The sequence below is a fragment of the Gardnerella sp. DNF01144 genome (genome assembly GCF_049244245.1).
Taxonomy (GTDB): Bacteria; Actinomycetota; Actinomycetes; order Actinomycetales; family Bifidobacteriaceae; genus Bifidobacterium; species Bifidobacterium piotii.
Genome location: NZ_CP058390.1, coordinates 847388 through 866065, shown reverse-complemented (window position 1 = coordinate 866065; position 18678 = coordinate 847388). Strand labels below are relative to the sequence as shown.

Annotated in this window: 18 protein-coding genes; 16 read left to right on the top strand and 2 right to left on the bottom strand. The window is 48.3% G+C overall.

Translation table 11 applies throughout. From position 1 onward, the window contains the following. Nucleotides 1-91 precede the first annotated feature (91 nt). On the top strand, nt 92-1498 hold the full coding sequence (locus HXT36_RS03465) for a nicotinate phosphoribosyltransferase (protein ID WP_421778574.1): 1407 nt from the start codon (nt 92-94) through the stop codon (nt 1496-1498). A 38-nt stretch (nt 1499-1536) separates the two neighbouring features. Here HXT36_RS03465 and HXT36_RS03460 read toward each other — a convergent pair whose 3' ends face one another. Then, entirely contained in the window at nt 1537-1884 is a 348-nt protein-coding gene (locus HXT36_RS03460) for a DUF3039 domain-containing protein (protein ID WP_004131866.1), read from the bottom strand. 478 nt (nt 1885-2362) lie between these two features. On the opposite strand from HXT36_RS03460, the gene coaD reads away from it, so the two are divergent. The 6 genes from coaD to HXT36_RS03430 all read left to right on the top strand — a co-directional run bounded on the left by coaD (nt 2363) and on the right by HXT36_RS03430 (nt 7313). Further along, entirely contained in the window at nt 2363-2917 is a 555-nt protein-coding gene (coaD, locus tag HXT36_RS03455) for a pantetheine-phosphate adenylyltransferase (RefSeq protein WP_020973209.1), read from the top strand. A 141-nt stretch (nt 2918-3058) separates the two neighbouring features. Continuing rightward, entirely contained in the window at nt 3059-4030 is a 972-nt protein-coding gene (locus tag HXT36_RS03450; protein ID WP_421778573.1) for a hypothetical protein, read from the top strand. Between the two features lies 1 nt (nt 4031). Beyond that, the gene (locus tag HXT36_RS03445; RefSeq protein ID WP_421778572.1) at nt 4032-4682 is read left to right on the top strand and encodes a YceD family protein; all 651 of its coding nucleotides are present in this window, start codon (nt 4032-4034) and stop codon (nt 4680-4682) included. 111 nt (nt 4683-4793) lie between these two features. Continuing rightward, a complete protein-coding gene (gene rpmF, locus HXT36_RS03440; RefSeq protein WP_004113441.1) occupies nt 4794-4988 on the top strand; it encodes a 50S ribosomal protein L32 in 195 nt (64 codons plus the stop codon). A gap of 201 nt (nt 4989-5189) precedes the next feature. Then, nucleotides 5190-6101, top strand: coding sequence for a ribonuclease III (gene rnc, locus HXT36_RS03435; RefSeq protein WP_421778571.1), 912 nt, complete (start codon nt 5190-5192; stop codon nt 6099-6101). 42 nt (nt 6102-6143) lie between these two features. After that, nucleotides 6144-7313 carry a tyrosine recombinase XerC gene (locus HXT36_RS03430; protein ID WP_421778570.1) on the top strand — a complete coding sequence of 390 codons (1170 nt, stop codon included), beginning with the start codon at nt 6144-6146 and terminating at the stop codon, nt 7311-7313. A 36-nt stretch (nt 7314-7349) separates the two neighbouring features. On the opposite strand, the gene HXT36_RS03425 is transcribed toward HXT36_RS03430, so the two are convergent. Continuing rightward, complete coding sequence (locus tag HXT36_RS03425) at nt 7350-7613, bottom strand: type II toxin-antitoxin system RelB/DinJ family antitoxin (protein WP_421778569.1); 264 nt, start codon at nt 7611-7613, stop codon at nt 7350-7352. A 175-nt stretch (nt 7614-7788) separates the two neighbouring features. Here HXT36_RS03425 and sufB point away from each other — a divergent pair, with 175 nt between their 5' ends. The 9 genes from sufB to HXT36_RS03380 all read left to right on the top strand — a co-directional run bounded on the left by sufB (nt 7789) and on the right by HXT36_RS03380 (nt 18638). Next, entirely contained in the window at nt 7789-9393 is a 1605-nt protein-coding gene (sufB, locus tag HXT36_RS03420) for a Fe-S cluster assembly protein SufB (RefSeq protein WP_421778568.1), read from the top strand. Next, nucleotides 9393-10697, top strand: a complete 1305-nt coding sequence (gene sufD / locus HXT36_RS03415) for a Fe-S cluster assembly protein SufD (RefSeq protein WP_421778567.1) — start codon at nt 9393-9395, stop codon at nt 10695-10697. Before sufB ends, sufD begins: the two co-directional genes overlap by 1 nt. 9 nt (nt 10698-10706) lie before the next feature. Further along, complete coding sequence (gene sufC, locus HXT36_RS03410) at nt 10707-11483, top strand: Fe-S cluster assembly ATPase SufC (RefSeq protein WP_004113429.1); 777 nt, start codon at nt 10707-10709, stop codon at nt 11481-11483. Between the two features lie 233 nt (nt 11484-11716). Next, the gene (gene typA / locus HXT36_RS03405) at nt 11717-13642 is read left to right on the top strand and encodes a translational GTPase TypA (RefSeq protein WP_004574694.1); all 1926 of its coding nucleotides are present in this window, start codon (nt 11717-11719) and stop codon (nt 13640-13642) included. 48 nt (nt 13643-13690) lie between these two features. Beyond that, a complete protein-coding gene (locus HXT36_RS03400; protein WP_421778566.1) occupies nt 13691-14125 on the top strand; it encodes an alcohol dehydrogenase in 435 nt (144 codons plus the stop codon). A gap of 136 nt (nt 14126-14261) precedes the next feature. Next, on the top strand, nt 14262-15323 hold the full coding sequence (locus tag HXT36_RS03395) for a prephenate dehydratase (RefSeq protein WP_421778565.1): 1062 nt from the start codon (nt 14262-14264) through the stop codon (nt 15321-15323). Then, a complete protein-coding gene (locus tag HXT36_RS03390; protein ID WP_421778564.1) occupies nt 15317-16408 on the top strand; it encodes a prephenate dehydrogenase in 1092 nt (363 codons plus the stop codon). The genes HXT36_RS03395 and HXT36_RS03390 overlap by 7 nt, the downstream gene beginning before the upstream one ends. 259 nt (nt 16409-16667) lie before the next feature. Beyond that, the gene (locus HXT36_RS03385) at nt 16668-17735 is read left to right on the top strand and encodes a site-specific tyrosine recombinase (RefSeq protein ID WP_421779236.1); all 1068 of its coding nucleotides are present in this window, start codon (nt 16668-16670) and stop codon (nt 17733-17735) included. Between the two features lie 63 nt (nt 17736-17798). After that, nucleotides 17799-18638 carry a ParA family protein gene (locus HXT36_RS03380; RefSeq protein ID WP_115756814.1) on the top strand — a complete coding sequence of 280 codons (840 nt, stop codon included), beginning with the start codon at nt 17799-17801 and terminating at the stop codon, nt 18636-18638. The last annotated feature ends 40 nt before the right edge of the window (nt 18639-18678 follow it).

The window sequence follows — 18678 nt, the reverse complement described above, 5'->3', positions numbered from 1 at the left end:
AGCAGATAGAAATCGCAAGCGCAGCTACGGAAAAATGGCCACTAACCGCCTGCCGAATGCACGCCACTAAAATCGCAAGAAAGGATTAAAAATGCTTGATTCTTTTGATTTCGCAAAGTCTGAAGTAAAGTCCTACACAAACTCTTCCGTGCTCATGACCGATATGTACGAGTACACAATGCTAGACGCAGCGCTAAAAGACGGCACAGCAGACCGCAAATGCGTTTTTGAGATTTTTACGAGGCATCTTCCGCAAGGCCGACGCTACGGAGTGGTAGCAGGCACAGGCAGAATCCTAGAGGAGCTAGCGCGATTCCACTTTAGCGATGAGGATTTGCGATTTTTGCAAGACCGAAAAATCGTAAGCAAAGACACCATTAAATGGCTAGAAAACTACCATTTTAGCGGCAAAATTCGCGGCTACAGGGAAGGTGAAATGTTCTTCCCAGATTCGCCGATTTTGCAAGTTGAAGGCACTTTTGGCGAGTGCACATTGCTAGAAACGCTGCTGCTTTCCGTGCTTAACTACGATTGCGCAGTGGCGAGCGCCGCCGCACGCATGGTTTCCGCATCTGCTGGAAGGCCGTGCATGGATATGGGCGGCAGGCGCACAAACGAGTGGTCGGCAGTGGCTGCCTCTCGCGCGGCGGTAATTGGCGGTTTTAAGGGCACTGCAAACTTGCTTGCGGCAAAGCTTTACGGGCTTAAGGCGATTGGAACGGCCGCGCATTGCTTTACTCTTGTGCATGATTCGGAGCGCGCAGCCTTTGAGTCTCAAATTGCCGCGCTTGGCAAAGGCACAACGCTGTTAGTAGATACGTACAACGTGGAAGAGGCTGTTAAAACCGCCGTTCAGGTTGCTGGCGCAGATCTTGGCGGCGTTCGCATTGATTCGGGCGATTTGTGCGTTATGGCTCGTCGCGTGCGTGCGCAGCTCGATGCGTTGGGCGCTAAAAACACTAAAATCACAGTTACTAACGATTTGGACGAGTACGCTCTTGCGTCTTTGCAAAACGCGCCAGTCGATTCCTACGGCATTGGAACCATGCTGGTTACGGGTTCGGGAGCGCCTACTTGCGCAATGGTTTATAAGCTTACGGAGCGCCAGGGTGCGGATGGTGTTATGCAACCTGTTGCTAAGAAGTCTAAGAATAAGGCGACTGTTCCAGGGCGCAAGCTTGCGTATCGTTCTTACGATTTTAGTGGAGTAAATGGTGGAGCGAATGGTGGCGCTGCTGGCAATGGCGTAGCTGACTGCGAGCACGTGATTTCTGGATCGGAGAGTGCGCTCGCCGCCTTTAAGCCGCAAGATTCTTGGGAAGATTTGCTAGTTGACTACGTGCAAAATGGCGAATTTAATACGGAGTTTATGGGTCATGACGCGATTATGCGCGCACAGGATTATTGCGCCAAAGCGCTTAGCAGACTTCCGATTTCTGCTCAAAGTCTTATGCGTGGCGACCCTGCGATTCCTACAGAAATCAGCGTTTTAGGCTAGTTTTGCTAGTTTATAAATCAGCTTTAATTTGAGTTACTCTAAAAGCCCAGATTGTTCATCTCTTCGTAGATTTTTTTGCACTCTGGGCAAACAGGGTAGTCGTTTGCTTCGCGCTTTGGAATCCACACTTTTCCGCACAGTGCTACAACAGGGCGGCCAGTCAAGCGCGATTCGATTACGCGATCTTTGGAAACGTAGTGTGCAAAGCGGTCTGCGTCGCCGCCATCGTCCATTTTTGCGGATTCGTCTACTTCTGGTTTTTCGAGCACACTTGTGCTTGTGCTAGATCCAGAATCTGGGAGGCTTTGCGAATCGTCTTCCATAACAGCGTTCAAATTAGCAGCGTTTGAGCTATCGCCATATTTTGAATCATTTGAAAACGTCATTGCATCCCTTTCGTACAAATCGTGCTTTGTTGCTTGCGATTTATGTTTATACAAGCATAATTCATAATCGCAACAAATATTGCGCGAGCGGCATTCTCTGTTTGCTGTTGCGCGAGGTTTGAGTATTTCTCTCCTCGCAGGCGCGCCAATCTGCCTTCGAGCTTAAAGCGTAGCGCGAGAAGGCAATTTGGAGCGCTGAGCAGCTCAATGCAGAAGCACTGCTTCTGCTGCGCGCTTTGACTGAGCTTGAAATTGCATAACGTATTTCAAGCTCCTTCAAAGCGTGATTTGGCTTAAACATAAAGTCCAGTGGACTTTATGTGCCAAATCAGCCGAGCGGCTACTAATAGCCGCGAGGAATAGCGCGCTTAGACCGCGCGAACGACATAATACGCCGTAAATCTAGTACAAACTCGTGCAAAATATGCTAGTTGCGGCTTGTGTCTAGCTCGTGCCAGACACGTGGTAACCTAAAATCATGACTATAGCTGTTTGCCCAGGCTCCTACGATCCCGTTACAGCCGGGCACTTAGACGTGATACAACGTTGTACGCATCTTTTTAACGAAGTGCATGTTTTAGTGGCGGTTAATGCGGCCAAAACGCCCATGTTTTCCGAGTCGGAGCGCGTGGATATTATTCGCAAGGCGCTGGAAGACTTAAAAGACGATTCGCCAATCGGCAAGTTTGCGCCACCTTTGCGCGGTGCAGCTAAATCGCCAGCGTGTAAAATAGTTGTTTCTTCTACAGATGGTCTTATTACAGATTATTGCAAAAAAGTTGGCGCAACCGTAATCGTTAAGGGATTGCGACAAAACGGTGACTACGAGGCGGAGCTTGGAATGGCGCTGGTTAATCGCAAGCTGGCTGGCATTGAAACCATGTTTTTGCCAGCGGATCCTATTTTGGAGCATGTTTCTAGCTCTGTTGTAAAAGACGTGGCTCGTCATGGTGGAGACGTTTCGGGAATGGTGCCCAATAATGTGATACCACTTTTGCAAAGCGTTTTTTCTAAAACAAATGCAATATCGTAATCATAAAATCAGCGAAATATTATAATGGCAAGTTAAATATCACCGAAATAAGTACAATATTACTAAAATAAATACGTACTAAAATACGTACAATAAAATTGTTAAGAGATAAGAGAGCAGCTACTTAGCGAAGGAGCGCAAATGAGCGAAAACGAAGATGACACAATGGAAAGCCAGGTATCGGCAAATCGCAGCCAAAAGTTGCCATTAAATCCAGTGATTGCAAACAGTGACGATTCGCCTAGTGCTGCTTTTGAAGCTTACGACGCTGTGCCTGCTGCAAGCAAGACTAACGATGATGATGCTAGTGATGCTGCTAGTGGTGCTACTAGCGACTCAGCGGCGGCTAGCGACTCTTCTGGTGATTCTGCGGCGGCTGGCGATAATGTGCAAAACTTGTTCCCAATGCCAGATTTGCGCGAGCGAGAAGACGGCGGTGCAATAGCGTTTGACGACGAAGAAGAAAACGTGTTTAAGGCAGCAGATCCGCAAACCGTTAGTGAGGAAGTGCGCACAAAGTCGCGCGAAGAGTTCACCACTGTGTACGACATAATCGACACGATGGAAACGGCGTTAAACAGCGCAAAGGGAGTGCTCTTTGCTGCTGGAATGGCAAAGGTGGATCGCGAAGAATTTGGCGATTACTTGTCTAGATTAAAAGACATGCTGCCTGTTCAGCTGGAGCGCGCTAGTGCGTTAATGCGAGAGGCGGAGAGGCGTTTGCGCACGGCTCAAGCTCAAGCAAATTCTGTTGTGAGTTCGGCTCAAAGTCAGGCTGCGCAAATGGTTGAGGAAGCTCAGGAGCGAGCCAGATTCTTAGCAGGTCAAGAAAATGTTGTTGCGATTGCAAGAAACCAAGCGCGCGAGATTGTAAACAATGCGCAAGCAAAGGCCGAAAAGCTTACTCGCGGTGCGGATCAGTACAGTGCCACGGTTATGGAAGGCTTAAAGCAGCAATTAGACAAGCTTGAGCAAGACGTTCAAGCAGGTCAGCGCGTTTTGGAAGAGCGTAGACGCGCTGCTGCACACGTTCAAAATGAGGCTGCTAGTAAGATAGATGACGAATTCGACAGCGAGAGCAGCGAAATAAGCAAAAGTGACGAAAGGAATTAAAATGACATCGCATCCCTCCCAGTCTTTGTGGGCGGTACCAGTTGCGCAAATGGCGGCGCGAGCGGGAAGTAGCATGCAGTTGCATCGCGCATTCCCAGCGCCAGAGGGCATTGGAGACAGTGTTATTGGCGTGCAACCAGGGAGTGATGTTACAGTAGACGGCAGCTTTGATTCCGTAGTGGACGGGCTTATGTTCCAGGGCACGATTACAGCGCGAGTGCATGCAGAGTGCTCGCGATGCTTGATGCCGTTGCATAGGGATTGGCCTGTTGATGTGTGCGCGTTTTTTGCGCACGTGGAAAGCGGCAAAGGCAGCAAGGGTGCAAATGGCGGCGCGCGTTCTAATAACTCTAATAACTCTAATGATGATTTAGAAGATGCTGATATTTGGGACGAAGGCGACGATTCTGGAAATGTGTATCCGCTGGTTGGTGGCGGCGATTTTGCCGACATTGAGGCGCTGATTCGAGACACAATGGTTAGCGAGTTGCCACTTAAGCCTTTGTGCGAGCCAGATTGCAAGGGTCTTTGCTCTCAGTGCGGAGAGAATCTGAATGAGCATCCAGAGCATCATCACGACGTTACGGATATTCGTTTTGCGGCGCTTGAAGGTCTTAAGGAAAAGCTTGAAAACTCGCAAAATCGCGGTTAATCCGCGCGAACGATTACCTGTCATGTAGTGCGATTCTGAATAATGTATGGCGCTTGCTGTAATATACAGAACGCTTAAGCTCAATCGGTTGAACGAAATAGAGGAAAGATTATGGCACTGCCAAAGTACAAGACCTCGCGCGCTAATACTCATTCGCGTCGCGCCAATTGGAAGGCTTCTGCCGTGCAGACTATTACCTGCCCGAACTGCGGTTCGCCAGCGTTGTCTCACATGGCTTGCCCAACCTGCGGTAACTTCCGCGGTCGCGTGTATCGCGAAGCAATTCGCTCTGCGCACACCAAGTAGGTTGTATTTTAAGAGAACCCTGCCATCGACGGGTGGCAGGGTTTTTGCGTTTTTCCTAGTTTTTGTTGTTTCCCGAAAATGTACGTGATTTAGGTCAAATTTGGTACAAAGTCGGGAAAAGTTGACGGGTTTTGTTGTTTTGCACGCTGATTATAGCAACAAAGTCGGGAAGCATATAGCGCAAATCAACGACTTCAACGCATGCGCTATAATGTTGAAAATATGAGTGGGAACAATACAAAAGATCAAAATGGCGTCAAAAACGATATAAATGGCGTTCAAAATGACGACCAGCACGGCGCATGCACGAACCCAAATCAGCCACAAGACGCTAGAACTAGCAGCATTGGCGTTGCACGAACACAAGACGGACACACACAAAATGGTGACCCTACTCAGGAGCTTTTGCGCGCGCTTGGCACTACGATTTCGCCAGATTTGCTTGTTGAGGCGCTCACTCATCGATCTTTTTCGCACGAGCATCCAGGCACTAAAAACTACGAGCGCCTAGAGTTTTTGGGGGATGCTGTTTTGGAGCTTGTTTCTACAGAAACGCTGTTTTCTGCTCACCCAGATATGACGGAAGGTCAGTTGGCTAAGCTTCGCGCTAAGGCTGTTTCGGAGTGGGCTTTGAGCGCGGTTGCGCGAGATAAGTTGCATGTTGGGCCGTATATTCTTTTGGGTCATGGCGAGATGGAGCATGGCGGCGCTCAAAAGGACTCGATTTTGTGCGATATTGTTGAGGCGCTTATTGGCGCAACTTTTGTTGAGCATGGCATTGACGAGGCGCGCGCTGTAGTGCATCGCTTGATTGACGACACTTTGGCGGAGGTTCTTACGGAAGGCCCAGCTTTGGATTGGAAGACTTCGCTTACGGTTTTGGCGCACGAGATGGGGCTTGACGAGCCGCAATATAGAATGTCGGTTTCTGGCCCAGATTACGCGCCCGTGTTCCGTGCACGCGCGGTTTTGGCGCACGAAAACGGCGATGAGCTGCTCGGAGAGGCGGTTGGTTCTAGCAAGCGCAAGGCTCAGCTTGCTGCTGCAGATAAAGCGTGGCACGTGTTGGATAGAAGGCGTAAATCGAGCGCGAGCGAAGAAAGCGGTAATTAGGTCTTTCTGATTGCTGTGATATAAGCGATTTGAGGCGGTTCTATGGCTAGCAGTCGTAATAATAATGATTCATTATTTAACGATGATTCAGCATCATCAACGGTTGCTGGCGACTTTTGCGACTTACGCTACCACTGTGCGCGCTACGTTGACTATTTGCGCGCCAACAAAGGCCTTGGGGAGGCCACTTTGCGCGCGTATAGCGCTGATGTTTTGCAATGCTTAGAGTGGTGCAATCGCAACGGTTTTTGCGATTTGCGCGCGGTTTCTACGAGTGTTTTGCGCCAATGGATGTATTGGCTTAACAAGAATCACGCGCGCTCGAGTTTGGCGCGCAAAGTGGTAGCTGTGCGCGGCTTTTTTGCGTGGGCTACGCACGTTGGTTTGATTAGCGCAAATCCTGCGCAAATTCTTGCAACTCCTAAGATTGCTAATGAGCTTCCTACTGTTTTAGACGAGGCGCAAGCGCAAAAGTTGCTTGATTGTGTGGATGAATTTGCGGATGATTGTGCGGATGATTTTGCGCATGATTCAACTGCGCAGGATTTAACACCTCAAAGCAGTGCGCAAAAAAAGCCGCGCGCGCAAAAGTCGCCAGCAACCGATCATCAAGAAAATACGCCACTAAAGTCGCCACTAAAGTCGCCACTAAAGTCGCCACTAAAGTCGCCACTAAAATCCCTTCAAGAACATGCAATCGCCCTTAGAAACGCTGCGATTTTAGAGCTTTTATACGCAACGGGCATGCGCGTGGGGGAGCTTACAAGCCTTAATGTGCAAGATATGGATTTTGAAAATCACACTGTAAAAGTTACAGGTAAAGGAAACAAGCAGCGCGTGGTGCCGTTTGGCGTTCCTGCTGCAAACGCTTGCAAAGAGTGGATTGAGCATGGTCGAAGTGCGCTGCTGGAAAAGCATGCAGAAAGCCTAACAAGCTCGCAAGCGCTGTTTTTGGGAGCGCGTGCAAAGCGCATTGACCAGCGCATTGTTAGGAGTATTGTTCACGCGGCTGCAGCGGCTGCAAACGTGCCAGATGTGGCTCCGCACGCACTTCGCCACAGTGCTGCAACGCATATGCTCAACGGCGGAGCGGATCTTCGTGAGGTTCAGGAGCTTTTAGGACATTCTTCGTTGAATACAACCCAGCGCTACACGCACGTTTCTATTCAGGCTCTTAAGCAGCGCTACTCGCAAGCCTTCCCGCGCGCGTGATTTTTGCTCCACCCCCATGCTTCATCTGTCCACGCTTTAATCATCGATCGGAACCTCGTGTATAGTTCCGCCTGTTTCTTCCATGTGCGCTATGGATTTTTTTAGACGACTTATATTTTCTGGATTGTAAAACGGATCTGCTGAAACTTCGAATGGTATTCTGTGTTCTCTTCCAACTTTCTTAGCAAATATTGTGAATGCTGCACTCATTGAAAGCCCTAGCTCTCGGCAAACATTTTCCATAAGTCGTTTATCGTCTGCATTTAGCTTGAAATTAATGTTCGCTGTATTTGTTGTCATCTAAATTACCACCTTTCTAAATAAGATTTTAATAAAAATGCAATAAAAAATAAAGTATTTTTCTTTGTGTTTAATTGATATATGGAGAAAATGAAAAGATGTGATTTGAATCACGTAATGTCAACGCGTGGCTAAATGTATAATCGATTTATAAGCTTGATAGGAGGGTAAAACAGTGGTTGATGATTCAAATAAGCCTGAATCAAGCGCATTGATGAATAGCGTATCGACGAATAGCGTATCGACGAATAAGAATGTAGCGAATCAAAACGAATCCAGCGCCGCAAAGGTAAGCGCGGCAGAATCCAGCGCCGCAGACGTTGAAATGAGCCAGTATGTGGCAGATCGCGCTCGCGTAAACGAAGATAAAATTCGCCAAGACGAGCAAATCGTTGCCGAATTTGGCGAATACAATTACGGTTGGCACGATTCGGATGCTGCAGGCGAAGCTGCAAAGAAGGGCATTGACGAGTCGGTTGTTCGCGCAATTTCTGCCGACAAACACGAGCCAGAATGGATGCTAAACCTTCGTTTGCAAGGCTACCGCGCGTTTTTGCAAAAGCCTATGCCAGATTGGGGTGTGGATTTAAGCGGCTTTGACGCAGACGATTTTAAGTACTACGTGCGCCCAGTTCACGATCAAGCGAAAACTTGGGATGATTTGCCAGAAGATATTCGCAAAACTTACGATAGGCTTGGTATTCCAGAAGCGGAGAAAAAGCGCTTGGTTTCGGGCGTTGCGGCACAGTACGAGTCGGAAGTTATTTACAATTCGATTCGCGAGGACTTAGCAGCTCAAGGCGTGATTTTTGTTGATACAGATACGGCAGTTCAAAAGTATCCAGAGCTTGTAAAAAAGTATTTTGCAACTGTGATTCCAGTTGACGACAACAAGTTTGCGGCTCTTAACACCGCAGCTTGGAGTGGCGGCTCGTTTGTGTACGTGCCAAAAGGCGTGCATGTGGATATTCCGCTTCAGGCTTACTTCCGCATTAACACGCCGAACATGGGTCAGTTTGAGCGCACTTTGATTATTGCAGACGAAGGATCGTACGTGCATTACGTTGAAGGTTGCACAGCTCCGATTTATTCCACGGATTCGCTCCACGCTGCAAACGTTGAAATCGTTGTAGAAAAGCATGCGCGCGTGCGCTACACAACCGTGCAAAACTGGTCAAATAACGTGTACAACTTGGTAACTCAGCGAGCTTACGTGCGCGAAGGTGGCACAATGGAGTGGGTTGATGGAAACATTGGCTCCAAGGCTACTATGAAGTATCCTGCATGTATTCTCGCCGAGCCGTACGCAAAAGCGGAGACTATGTCTTTGAGCTTTGCTGGCCGCGGTCAGTACCAAGATACGGGTGCGAAGATGATTCATTTGGCTCCGCACACAAGTTCTACGATTGTTGCTAAGTCGATTTCGCGCGGCGGCGGACGCTCTGCCTATCGCGGTCTTGTGAAGATTGTTAAGGGTGCGAGCGGCTCTAGCTCTTCGGTTGTGTGCGACGCTTTGCTTGTTGACGATTTTTCTAGGTCCGACACTTATCCGCATGTTGACGTGCGCGAAGATAACGTTTCGATGGCTCACGAGGCCACTGTTTCCAAGGTTTCCGAGGATCAGCTTTTCTACTTGATGAGCCGAGGGCTGGAAGAAAAAGAGGCCATGGGAATGATTGTGCGCGGCTTTGTAGAGCCGATTAGTCGCCAGCTGCCGATGGAGTATGCTCTGGAGCTTAATCGTCTTGTGGAATTGCAAATGGAAGGATCCGTGGGGTGATGAGCGAAGATCTGAAAAAGAATTTAGGCAATAAAATGACGGAAAAAGAAATTAATATTCCTGTAGCAGACCCTAACGATCCTTATGCTGTTCCTGCTGCAATGCCTTCTAGTGCAGATAAATCCGTGCGCTCTTTTAACGTGGAAGACTTTGCGATTCCAACGCGCAAGCAGGAAGATTGGCGGTACACGCCAGTTGAGCGAATCTCTGAGTTTTTTGAAAGCTTTGAGCCGTCTAATAACGTTACGGTAGAGCTAAAAAGTGTTGATGGCGATTCGCACGCAAAGTTGCAGATTTTGCCTAAAAACGAGGCTCCGCATACCGAAATGAAGCCTTCGGATCGCGTGGCTGCTGTTGCGTGGAATTCTGCAAAGTCGGCGTACGTTTTGCATGTTTGTGGCGAAGTTACAAAGCCAGTAATATTGCAAATTCACGGAAACAACTTGCAATCGCTAGACGCTGCGAAATCACTTGACGCATTGCCACTAGACGCATTGCACTTAGTGATTGAAGCTGATTCCTGCACAAACGCGGATATTATTGTAGAACACACAGGAGTTGCAAAGCTTGCTGAAGGCGTAGAAATCATTCTTGGAGATAATGCGCACGTTTCTACAACGTTCATTCAAGAGTGGGATTCAGGCAGCAAACACGTTGGAAATCATAGGATTCACGTGGGTGCTGGTGCGTCTCTTCGTCACACAATGGTCACGCTTGGTGGAGACGTTGTGCGAATCCGCATGGATCAGGATTTTGGCGGCGAAAAGGGCGATTTGAACATGCTTGGCATGTATTTTGTGGATCCAGGCGAGCATGTTGAGCATCGCACGATGGTTGTGCATAATCACCCAGAATGCAAGTCGCGAGTAGTGTATAAGGGCGCGCTGTACGGCAAAGGAGCGCATTCTACGTGGGTTGGAAACGCGCTTATTAAGCCAGAAGCTCCGGGCACGGATTCGTACGAGTTGAACCGAAATTTGGTTCTAACTCCTGGCGCGATTGCCGATTCGGAGCCAAATCTAGAAATCGAAAACGGCAATATCATTGGCGCAGGTCACGCAAGTTCTGTTGGCAGATTTGACGACGAGGAGCTGTTTTACTTGCAATCTCGCGGCGTGAGCGAGGCGGATGCTAGAAAGCTTGTTGTGCGCGGATTCTTTAACGAGCTTATTGATGAGATTGGCGTGCAGCAAATCGTAGATCATTTGATGACTGCGATTGAGAGGCGTTTAGCTAAGACGGATGAATCTGTAAATGCGAACGAATCGCAAGCAACCGACGAATCGAAATATGCGGAAGAATAGGAGATAAACATGTCAACTTTAGAAATCAAGGATTTGTACGCGTCTGTAGAAACAAAAGAGGGACGCAAGCAAATCTTAAAGGGCGTAAATCTTACAGTTAATTCTGGCGAAACGCACGCGATTATGGGTCCGAATGGCTCTGGAAAGTCTACTCTCGCATACACTTTGGCAGGTCACCCAAAGTACGAGGTGGATTCGGGCCAGGTGCTTCTAGACGGCGAAGATATTTTGAAGATGACTCCAGACGAGCGCGCAAAAGCTGGGCTGTTCCTTGCGATGCAATACCCTGTAGAGGTACCTGGCGTTTCGATGACGAACTTTTTGCGCACAGCAAAAACAGAAGTGAGCGGAGAGGCTCCGACTTTGCGCGCGTGGGTTAAAGAGCTTAACGAGGCAATGAAGCGCTTAAGAATGGACCCAAAGTTTGCATCTCGTTCTGTAAACGAGGGATTTTCGGGCGGCGAGAAAAAGCGCGCGGAAGTTTTGCAACTAGAGATTTTAAAGCCAAAGTTTGCGATTTTAGATGAGACGGATTCTGGGCTAGACGTGGATGCTTTGCGAATTGTTTCGGAAGGCGTAAATCGCGCCAAAGAAAGCACTGGTTTGGGCATTATGATGGTTACGCATTACACGCGAATCTTAAAGTACATTAAGCCAGATATTGTTCACGTTTTTGCGCAAGGTCACTTTGTAAAGACGGCAGGGCCAGAGCTTGCAGACGAGTTGGAAGAAGAAGGATACGACAAGTATTTGCCAGAAGGTGCCAGCGAGTCTGCGATTGCATGAATCGACCTGCATGAGCGCTTAAAGCGCGAGAAGAGCAACATGATCTTCTATTCCGCGTTTTGTACGTGATTTAGGCCAAATCTGGTACAAAGTGCGGAAGGTTGTTCCGTGTTTTGTAGTCCTACATGCCGTTTCGAGCTACAAAATGCGTCAACATTTCTCGTGTAATGGCGTGTCTAAAGCCGCGAGTAAACTCGTTTAGGTTTGGCTAAATCAAATGGAAGAGGTTTGTAATGACTGTTCGCGGTGATATTAGAAATGTGGCAATCGTAGCGCACGTTGACCATGGTAAAACAACGCTCGTAAATGCCATGCTTCAGCAGTCGCACGTATTCTCTGAGCGAGAAGAAGTGCCAGACCGCGTAATGGACTCCAACGACCTTGAGCGCGAAAAGGGCATCACCATTCTTGCCAAGAACACGGCCGTGCAATACACTGGCCCGCTCGCAGAAAAGTACGGTCATCCAGAGGGAATCACAATCAACGTAATCGATACCCCAGGTCACGCCGACTTTGGTGGCGAGGTAGAGCGCGGCATTTCCATGGTTGATGGCGTTGTGCTTCTTGTTGACGCTTCCGAAGGCCCACTTCCACAAACTCGATTCGTTCTACGTAAGGCGCTTGAGGCAAAGCTGCCAGTGATTTTGTGCGTTAACAAAACGGATCGTCCAGACGCGCGTATTGACGAGGTTGTGAGCGAAGCTACAGATTTGCTTCTAGGCCTTGCACAAGACGTTGTTGAAGAAGGAATCGACCTAGATATTGATTCGCTTCTTGATTTGCCTGTTATTTATTGCGCTGCAAAAGCTGGCTATGCATCCTTGAATCAGCCAGAAAACGGCGGTTTGCCAGACAACGATAATTTGGAGCCTCTTTTTGACTCCATTATTTCCAACATTCCAGCACCAGAGTACGAGGAAGGCGCGCCTCTTCAGGCGCACGTTGCAAACATTGATTCTTCCGACTTCCTTGGCCGCTTGGGCTTAGTGCGAATCTACAATGGCATTTTGGAAAAGGGCAAGACTTACGGGCTTTCTCGCGTAGACGGCTCGATTGAAAACTTCCGTGTTTCCGAGCTTTTGCGCACTCAAGGCTTGGAGCGCACTCCTGTTGCATCTGCAGGCCCTGGCGATATTGTTGCAGTTGCAGGCGTTAACGACATTATGATTGGTGAGACGATTGTGGATCAGAACGATCCAAAGCCTCTTCCATTGATTCACGTTGACGACCCAGCTATCTCCATGACTTTCGGCATTAACGATTCGCCGCTTGCTGGCACAGAAGGCAAGGATCACAAGCTTACAGCGCGCATGATTAAAGATAGGCTTGATCGCGAGCTTATTGGTAACGTGTCTATTAAGGTTCTTCCAACAGACCGCCCAGATGCTTGGGAAGTTCAGGGTCGTGGCGAGTTGGCGTTGGCAGTTTTGGCGGAGCAAATGCGTCGCGAAGGCTACGAGCTTACAGTTGGCCGCCCTCAAGTTGTTACTAAGACGATTGACGGCCAAATTAACGAGCCTATGGAAAACACTACGATTGATGTTCCAGAAGAATACATGGGTACTGTTACGCAGCTTATGGCAGATCGCAAGGGCCGCATGGATTCTATGAGCAATCACGGATCTGGCTGGATTCGCTTGCAATTTACTGTTCCTTCGCGTGGTCTTATTGGCTTCCGCACGGCTCTTCTTTCTGCAACTCGCGGAACGGGAATCGCAAGCTCTATTTCTGCAGGCTACGCGCCTTGGGCTGGTCAGATTGTAACTCGCCAGAATGGCTCTATGGTTTGCGATCGTAAGGGTGTTGCAACTCCTTACGCTATGCAGCGTTTGCAAGCGCGCGGCGTGTTCTTTGTAGATCCGCAAAGCCCTGTGTACGAAGGTCAAATCGTTGGTATTAACAACAAGCCAGACGAGTTGGATGTTAACATTACGCTTGCTAAGCATATGACTAACATGCGTTCTTCTACAGCAGATGTGCTTGAGACTTTGACTCCACCAATTAAGATGAGCTTGGAAGAGTCGCTTGACTTTGCTAACGAAGATGAGTGCGTGGAAGTTACACCTGAGTCGATTCGCGTGCGCAAGATTATTTTGAGCCGTGATGAATGGTATAAGTGGCGCGCTAAGCAGCGTAGGCAGAACAACAACGCTGCATGATTGCTTAATGCATGATTTCTTAAAATATCGCTTAAAATATTCCTTAAAATGATGTTTAACATAAAGTCGCATTCTGTGCTATTTGCTAGCAAGTGTGCGGCTTTATGCGTTTTGGCGGCATTTTGCGCGGTTTTGGGCACTTTTGCGCACCGAATGGGCGCTATGTACGGCTTTCCGTACGGTCTTGTAATCGCGCTTTTGCTTGTTACTTTGAGCGCGTGTTTTGCTCGCATGCTTTGTGGCATGTTTGGCTTTATTTTGCACGCAATTGTGTGTTGTTCGGTTGTGTGGATGATTGCGCTTGGATGGTTTAGAGTTTTTGGCGCATTTCGCTGCGTGCTAGTTGCCATTGGCTTTGGCGTGGATAATCTTCCGTGGATTGCACAAAATGCTGGATATTTTTGGCTTTATGGCGTGATTATTGCTCACGCAGTTTTGCTTTGTATGCCTAATAAATTTTTTGTTATTTCTGGCGCTAAATAAGTGGCACTAAATCAGTGGTAGTGGCGCTAAATAAGTGGTGCCAAATCAGTGTAAGGTAGTCTTACTTATAGTCTTAGAGTAGTCTTATTTACAGTAGTCTTAGTCTTATAGTCTTAAAGTAGTTTGAGGAATAGTCATGAATAGCAATATAGTCATGAATAGTAATAAGAACAGCAGTAGTGACCGCAAATTATGTTATTTAGGGCCAGAAGGTTCTTTTACTCATCAAGCTGCTTTAAAAGTTAAAGAACAATGTAAATCGTTAAGTGCTTTGAGTCTTATTCCAACTGCGTGTGAGAATATTCGTAATATTGCTAGCAAAATTGAAGATTGCTACAATTTGGGTATTATTGCGTGGGAAAACAATATTGAAGGCGTAGTAATACCTAATTTAGATTTATTAATTGATGCAAAAAATATGGTTGGTATTGCGCGCGTGGGCGTTGATATAAGTTTTGATGCTGTTGTTTGCCAGTCGGATTCAATCGATAACTGTTCGACTATTGTTGCTCACCCTCACGCGTTGGCGCAATGCCGTAAGTTTGCTCAAAAGCATGGATTGAAAGAAAAAACCGCGTCTTCAAACGCTGCTGCTTGTAGGGATTTAGTTAATGGCGAAGTTGCCTTGTGCCCTAAAATTTGTGCTGATTTATACAATAGGCAGATTGTGAGTGAAGGCGTTGAAGATTTTTCTGGCGCGCGCACTGAGTTTTTAGTGTTAGCTCCTAGAGATGAGGCTTTCAATTTTGTTAGTATGCATCGCGAATGCTATTCATCTTTTTCTTCGATTATTGCTTTTATTCCGCGTTGTACAGGTGCTGGAGTGCTAGCAAATTTGCTTGACGTTGTGCGCGATCATGGTCTTAATATGACTTCTTTTATGTCTAGGCCGATTAAAGGTCAAGATGGTTTATATAGTTTTATTGCCACTGTTGATGCTGCTCCTTGGGATTCTACGTGCAAAGCTATGATTCAAGAGGTTGTTGAACATGGTGATTGGGTGCGAGTTTTAGCGGTGTATCCTTCTAATAATCGCAATAATCCGATTATGAATGATTGGATGCTGCCTAATGGTGGAGTGTGTATTGATGCTGCAGGCGAGGCTTCGGTTGAGGCTTCGGGCGATGCTTCAGTTGATGCTTCGGGCGCTTTGCGCACTTTGAACGTAATGCATGCAGAAAGAGAATTATTATGGTAGAAGATGCTGAATTTTCTCAAAAATTTTCTGTTGGTATTGTTGGACTTGGACTTATTGGCGGATCAATCGCAAAGCGTTTGGTGGATGCGGGCTCTTGCAAAGTGTACGCGTATAATCGCCATCAAACAATGTACAGCGAGGCGAGGGCGCTTGGAATCACTTGCGTTGAAAGCGTTGCGGATCTTGCGCGCATGCAGCCAAATGTTTTGATTTTGTGCAATTCGCTTGCATCTATGCCAGAAGTTCTTGGCGAGATTTCGCGCGGAATCAACAAGCAGCGCACAACTTTGACCGATGTTGGCAGCGTTAAAGGGCTTGTGCGCGAGCAGGTTAAGGCCGCGGGGCTTGGCGATTGTTATATTGGCGCGCATCCTATGGCTGGCAGCGAGTTTACGGGTTGGCAGGCGTCGAGCGCGGAGTTGCTGGACGGCGCGCTTTGGGCAGTTAGCGTTGATGAAAGCAGCGATTTTTGGCGATTTTTGGCGATTTTGCGTGTTATTGTTGAGTTGTGTGGCAATCGCGCGCTTGTGTTGAACGATTCTATACACGACGCTTCGGCGGCTCTGATTTCGCACATGCCGCACGTTGTTTCTACAGCGCTGGCGAACGTTTTGTGTGGAAGCGAAAATCGCAATGTTGCGTTGCAAATGTCGGCTGGTTCTTGGCGAGATATGACGCGCGTTGCACTTACGGACCCGAATCGCACGCGTGCGATGGTTGCGGAAAATCGGCGAAATGTGGCGGATTTGCTGGGTAGCGTGATTGAGGAGTTGAGTTTTGCGAAGAAGATGCTTGAGGAGAGTGATGGCGATTCTGCGGTTGCTTGCGATGAGCGCGCGTTCTTTGCTAAGGCTGATTCTTGGCGCGAGTACAAGTATAAGGAGCGCGCGGTTGCTTGCGATGAGTCGGCTGGCGATTTGCGCGAGCTTCGATTTGCGCTTGATTGCCCAGGCGATTGGCAAAGTCAGCTGATTCAAAGCGCGCAAAGCGGCGAGCAGATTGTTGGCGTTGCGCTGAGTGATTTGGCGGCTGCAAGCGACACGCGTGTAGCGCGCATAACACTCCGCCGCGTCTCAACTCTCTAAGCGCTCGCTCCGACCTGTCTTTCCGCTTTTTGTACCAATTTTGACCTAAATCGCGTACAAACTCCGGAAAACCCCTCCGCTTTTTGTACCAATTTTGACCAAAAAATGGTACAAAACGCGGAAAATTGATCAAGCATTGTGCAATTCGAAGTCGTCGATTCGAGCGGCATATAATTAGCATATGACAGAATCGCAGCAACCGCCACAATCTTCTCAATCACGCAAATCGCAGCAACCGCAGAATCGCAAGCAACCGCACATGAATCAATCTCCTCAATCGCATCAATCGCCATTTTCCACAAAAATCCAGCAATTTCTAAACCACATAATCGTGGAGCGCGGGCTTTCTCCAAAAACCGTTGAAGCTTACGAGTCGGATCTTACAAAATACGCCAACTGGCTGCGCGAAGCCCGAAAAATCAACGATGTTAGCAAAATCACGCAACTAGACATCGAAGAATACGTGCGCGCAATGTCATCACAAACAATGTCATCACAAGCAATGGCAGCGCAAAGGTTAGGGCCTCGCACGATTGCGCGGCGAATCGCAAGCATCCACGAGTGGAACAAATTCATGCTTTCCAACGCGCAAATCGCAAGCGACCCTTCTGCAGAAGTCAAAGCGCCAAAGCAGTCGGAGCATCTTCCAGACGTGCTCAGCATTAGCGAAGTGGAGCGCGTAATTGATGCTGCTGGCGGATTTGGTAGCACGGATGCCGTCTCGCTTCGAGACCGCGCGCTTGTGGAATTTTTGTACGCGACTGGCGCGCGCGTGAGCGAGGCGGTTGGCCTAAAATTCGAGGACATTGATTTGGCGGAATCAGTTGTGCGGCTTAGCGGCAAGGGGCAAAAGCAACGGCTCGTGCCGATTGGAAAGTGTGCGGTTCGTGCGTTGCGCGATTATTTAGATAAAGCTAGGCCGATTCTTGCAAGCCGCGCGCAAAAGTCGGAAGCTTCCGCCAGCGCTGCCTCAAACTCGTCATCAAAATCATCCTTAAACTCATCATCAAACGCATCATCAAACTCATCATCAAAATCCGCAAATTCTCACATGATTTTCCTAAACAAACGCGGTAAAGCGCTGTCTCGCCAATCCGCGTGGGAGGCGATTTCGCGCGCTGGTAAGATGGCAAAAATCGGCAAAGAATTGCATCCGCACACGCTTCGACACTCCTTTGCAACGCATTTGATTTCGGGCGGCGCCGACGTGCGCACTGTGCAGGAGCTGCTTGGGCATGCGTCTGTTACAACAACGCAGATTTACACGCATATAAGTCCAGACGCGCTTATGGAGGCGTATGTGATGAGTCATCCGCGCGCAAGGTAGGTGTTTTATTCGCCGCAGCATCGCGCAAATCCACTGAACATACCTTTTGCTAAACTGGAGCGTATGCCTACTGATTTACTTGGACGCGAATATGAGACTTTCCGCGCGCCAGATGCGCTTACAACGCACGGTCCTGCGCGCATTATTGCTATGTGTAACCAGAAAGGTGGCGTTGGTAAAACTACCAGCTCCATCAATATCGCTGGTGCGCTGAGTCAATACGGTAGGCGAGTTTTAATTGTTGACTTCGATCCGCAAGGCGCTGCAACGGTGGGGCTTGGGATTAATGCGAACGCGCTTGATAACACTGTTTACACAGCGCTTTTTGATTCTTCTGTAGACGTGCACGATGTGATTCGTAGCACTGCCACAGAAAACATTGACGTTATGCCTGCAAACATTGATCTTTCGGCAGCCGAGGTTCAGCTTGTTACCGAGGTTGGTCGCGAGCAGATTTTGGCTGGCGTGTTGCGCAAAGTTCGTAACGAATACGACGTTATTATTATTGACTGCCAGCCTTCGCTTGGCTTGCTCACTGTAAACGCGCTTACGGCGGCGGATGGTGTGATTATTCCTGTTGCTGCGGAGTTCTTTGCGCTTAGAGGCGTGGCGCTGCTTATGCAGTCGATTGAAAAAGTGCAGCACAGAATTAACCCAGATTTGCAAGTGTTTGGCGTGCTCGTTACCATGTTTACTCGCACTTTGCACAGCGAAGAAGTTTTGCAAAGGATTTACGAGGCTTTCCAGGGGCGCGTTTTGCATTCTGTTATTTCGCGTTCGATTAAGCTGCCAGATTCCACTGTTGCGGCGGTTCCGATTACGATTTTTGCTCCTGAGCATAAGACTGCTAAGGAGTATCGCGAGGTTGCGCGCGAGCTGATTTCTAACGGCGTTGTTGAATAGTGCGCTTAGACCGCGCTAACGACAGGATCTGCCTTTCCGC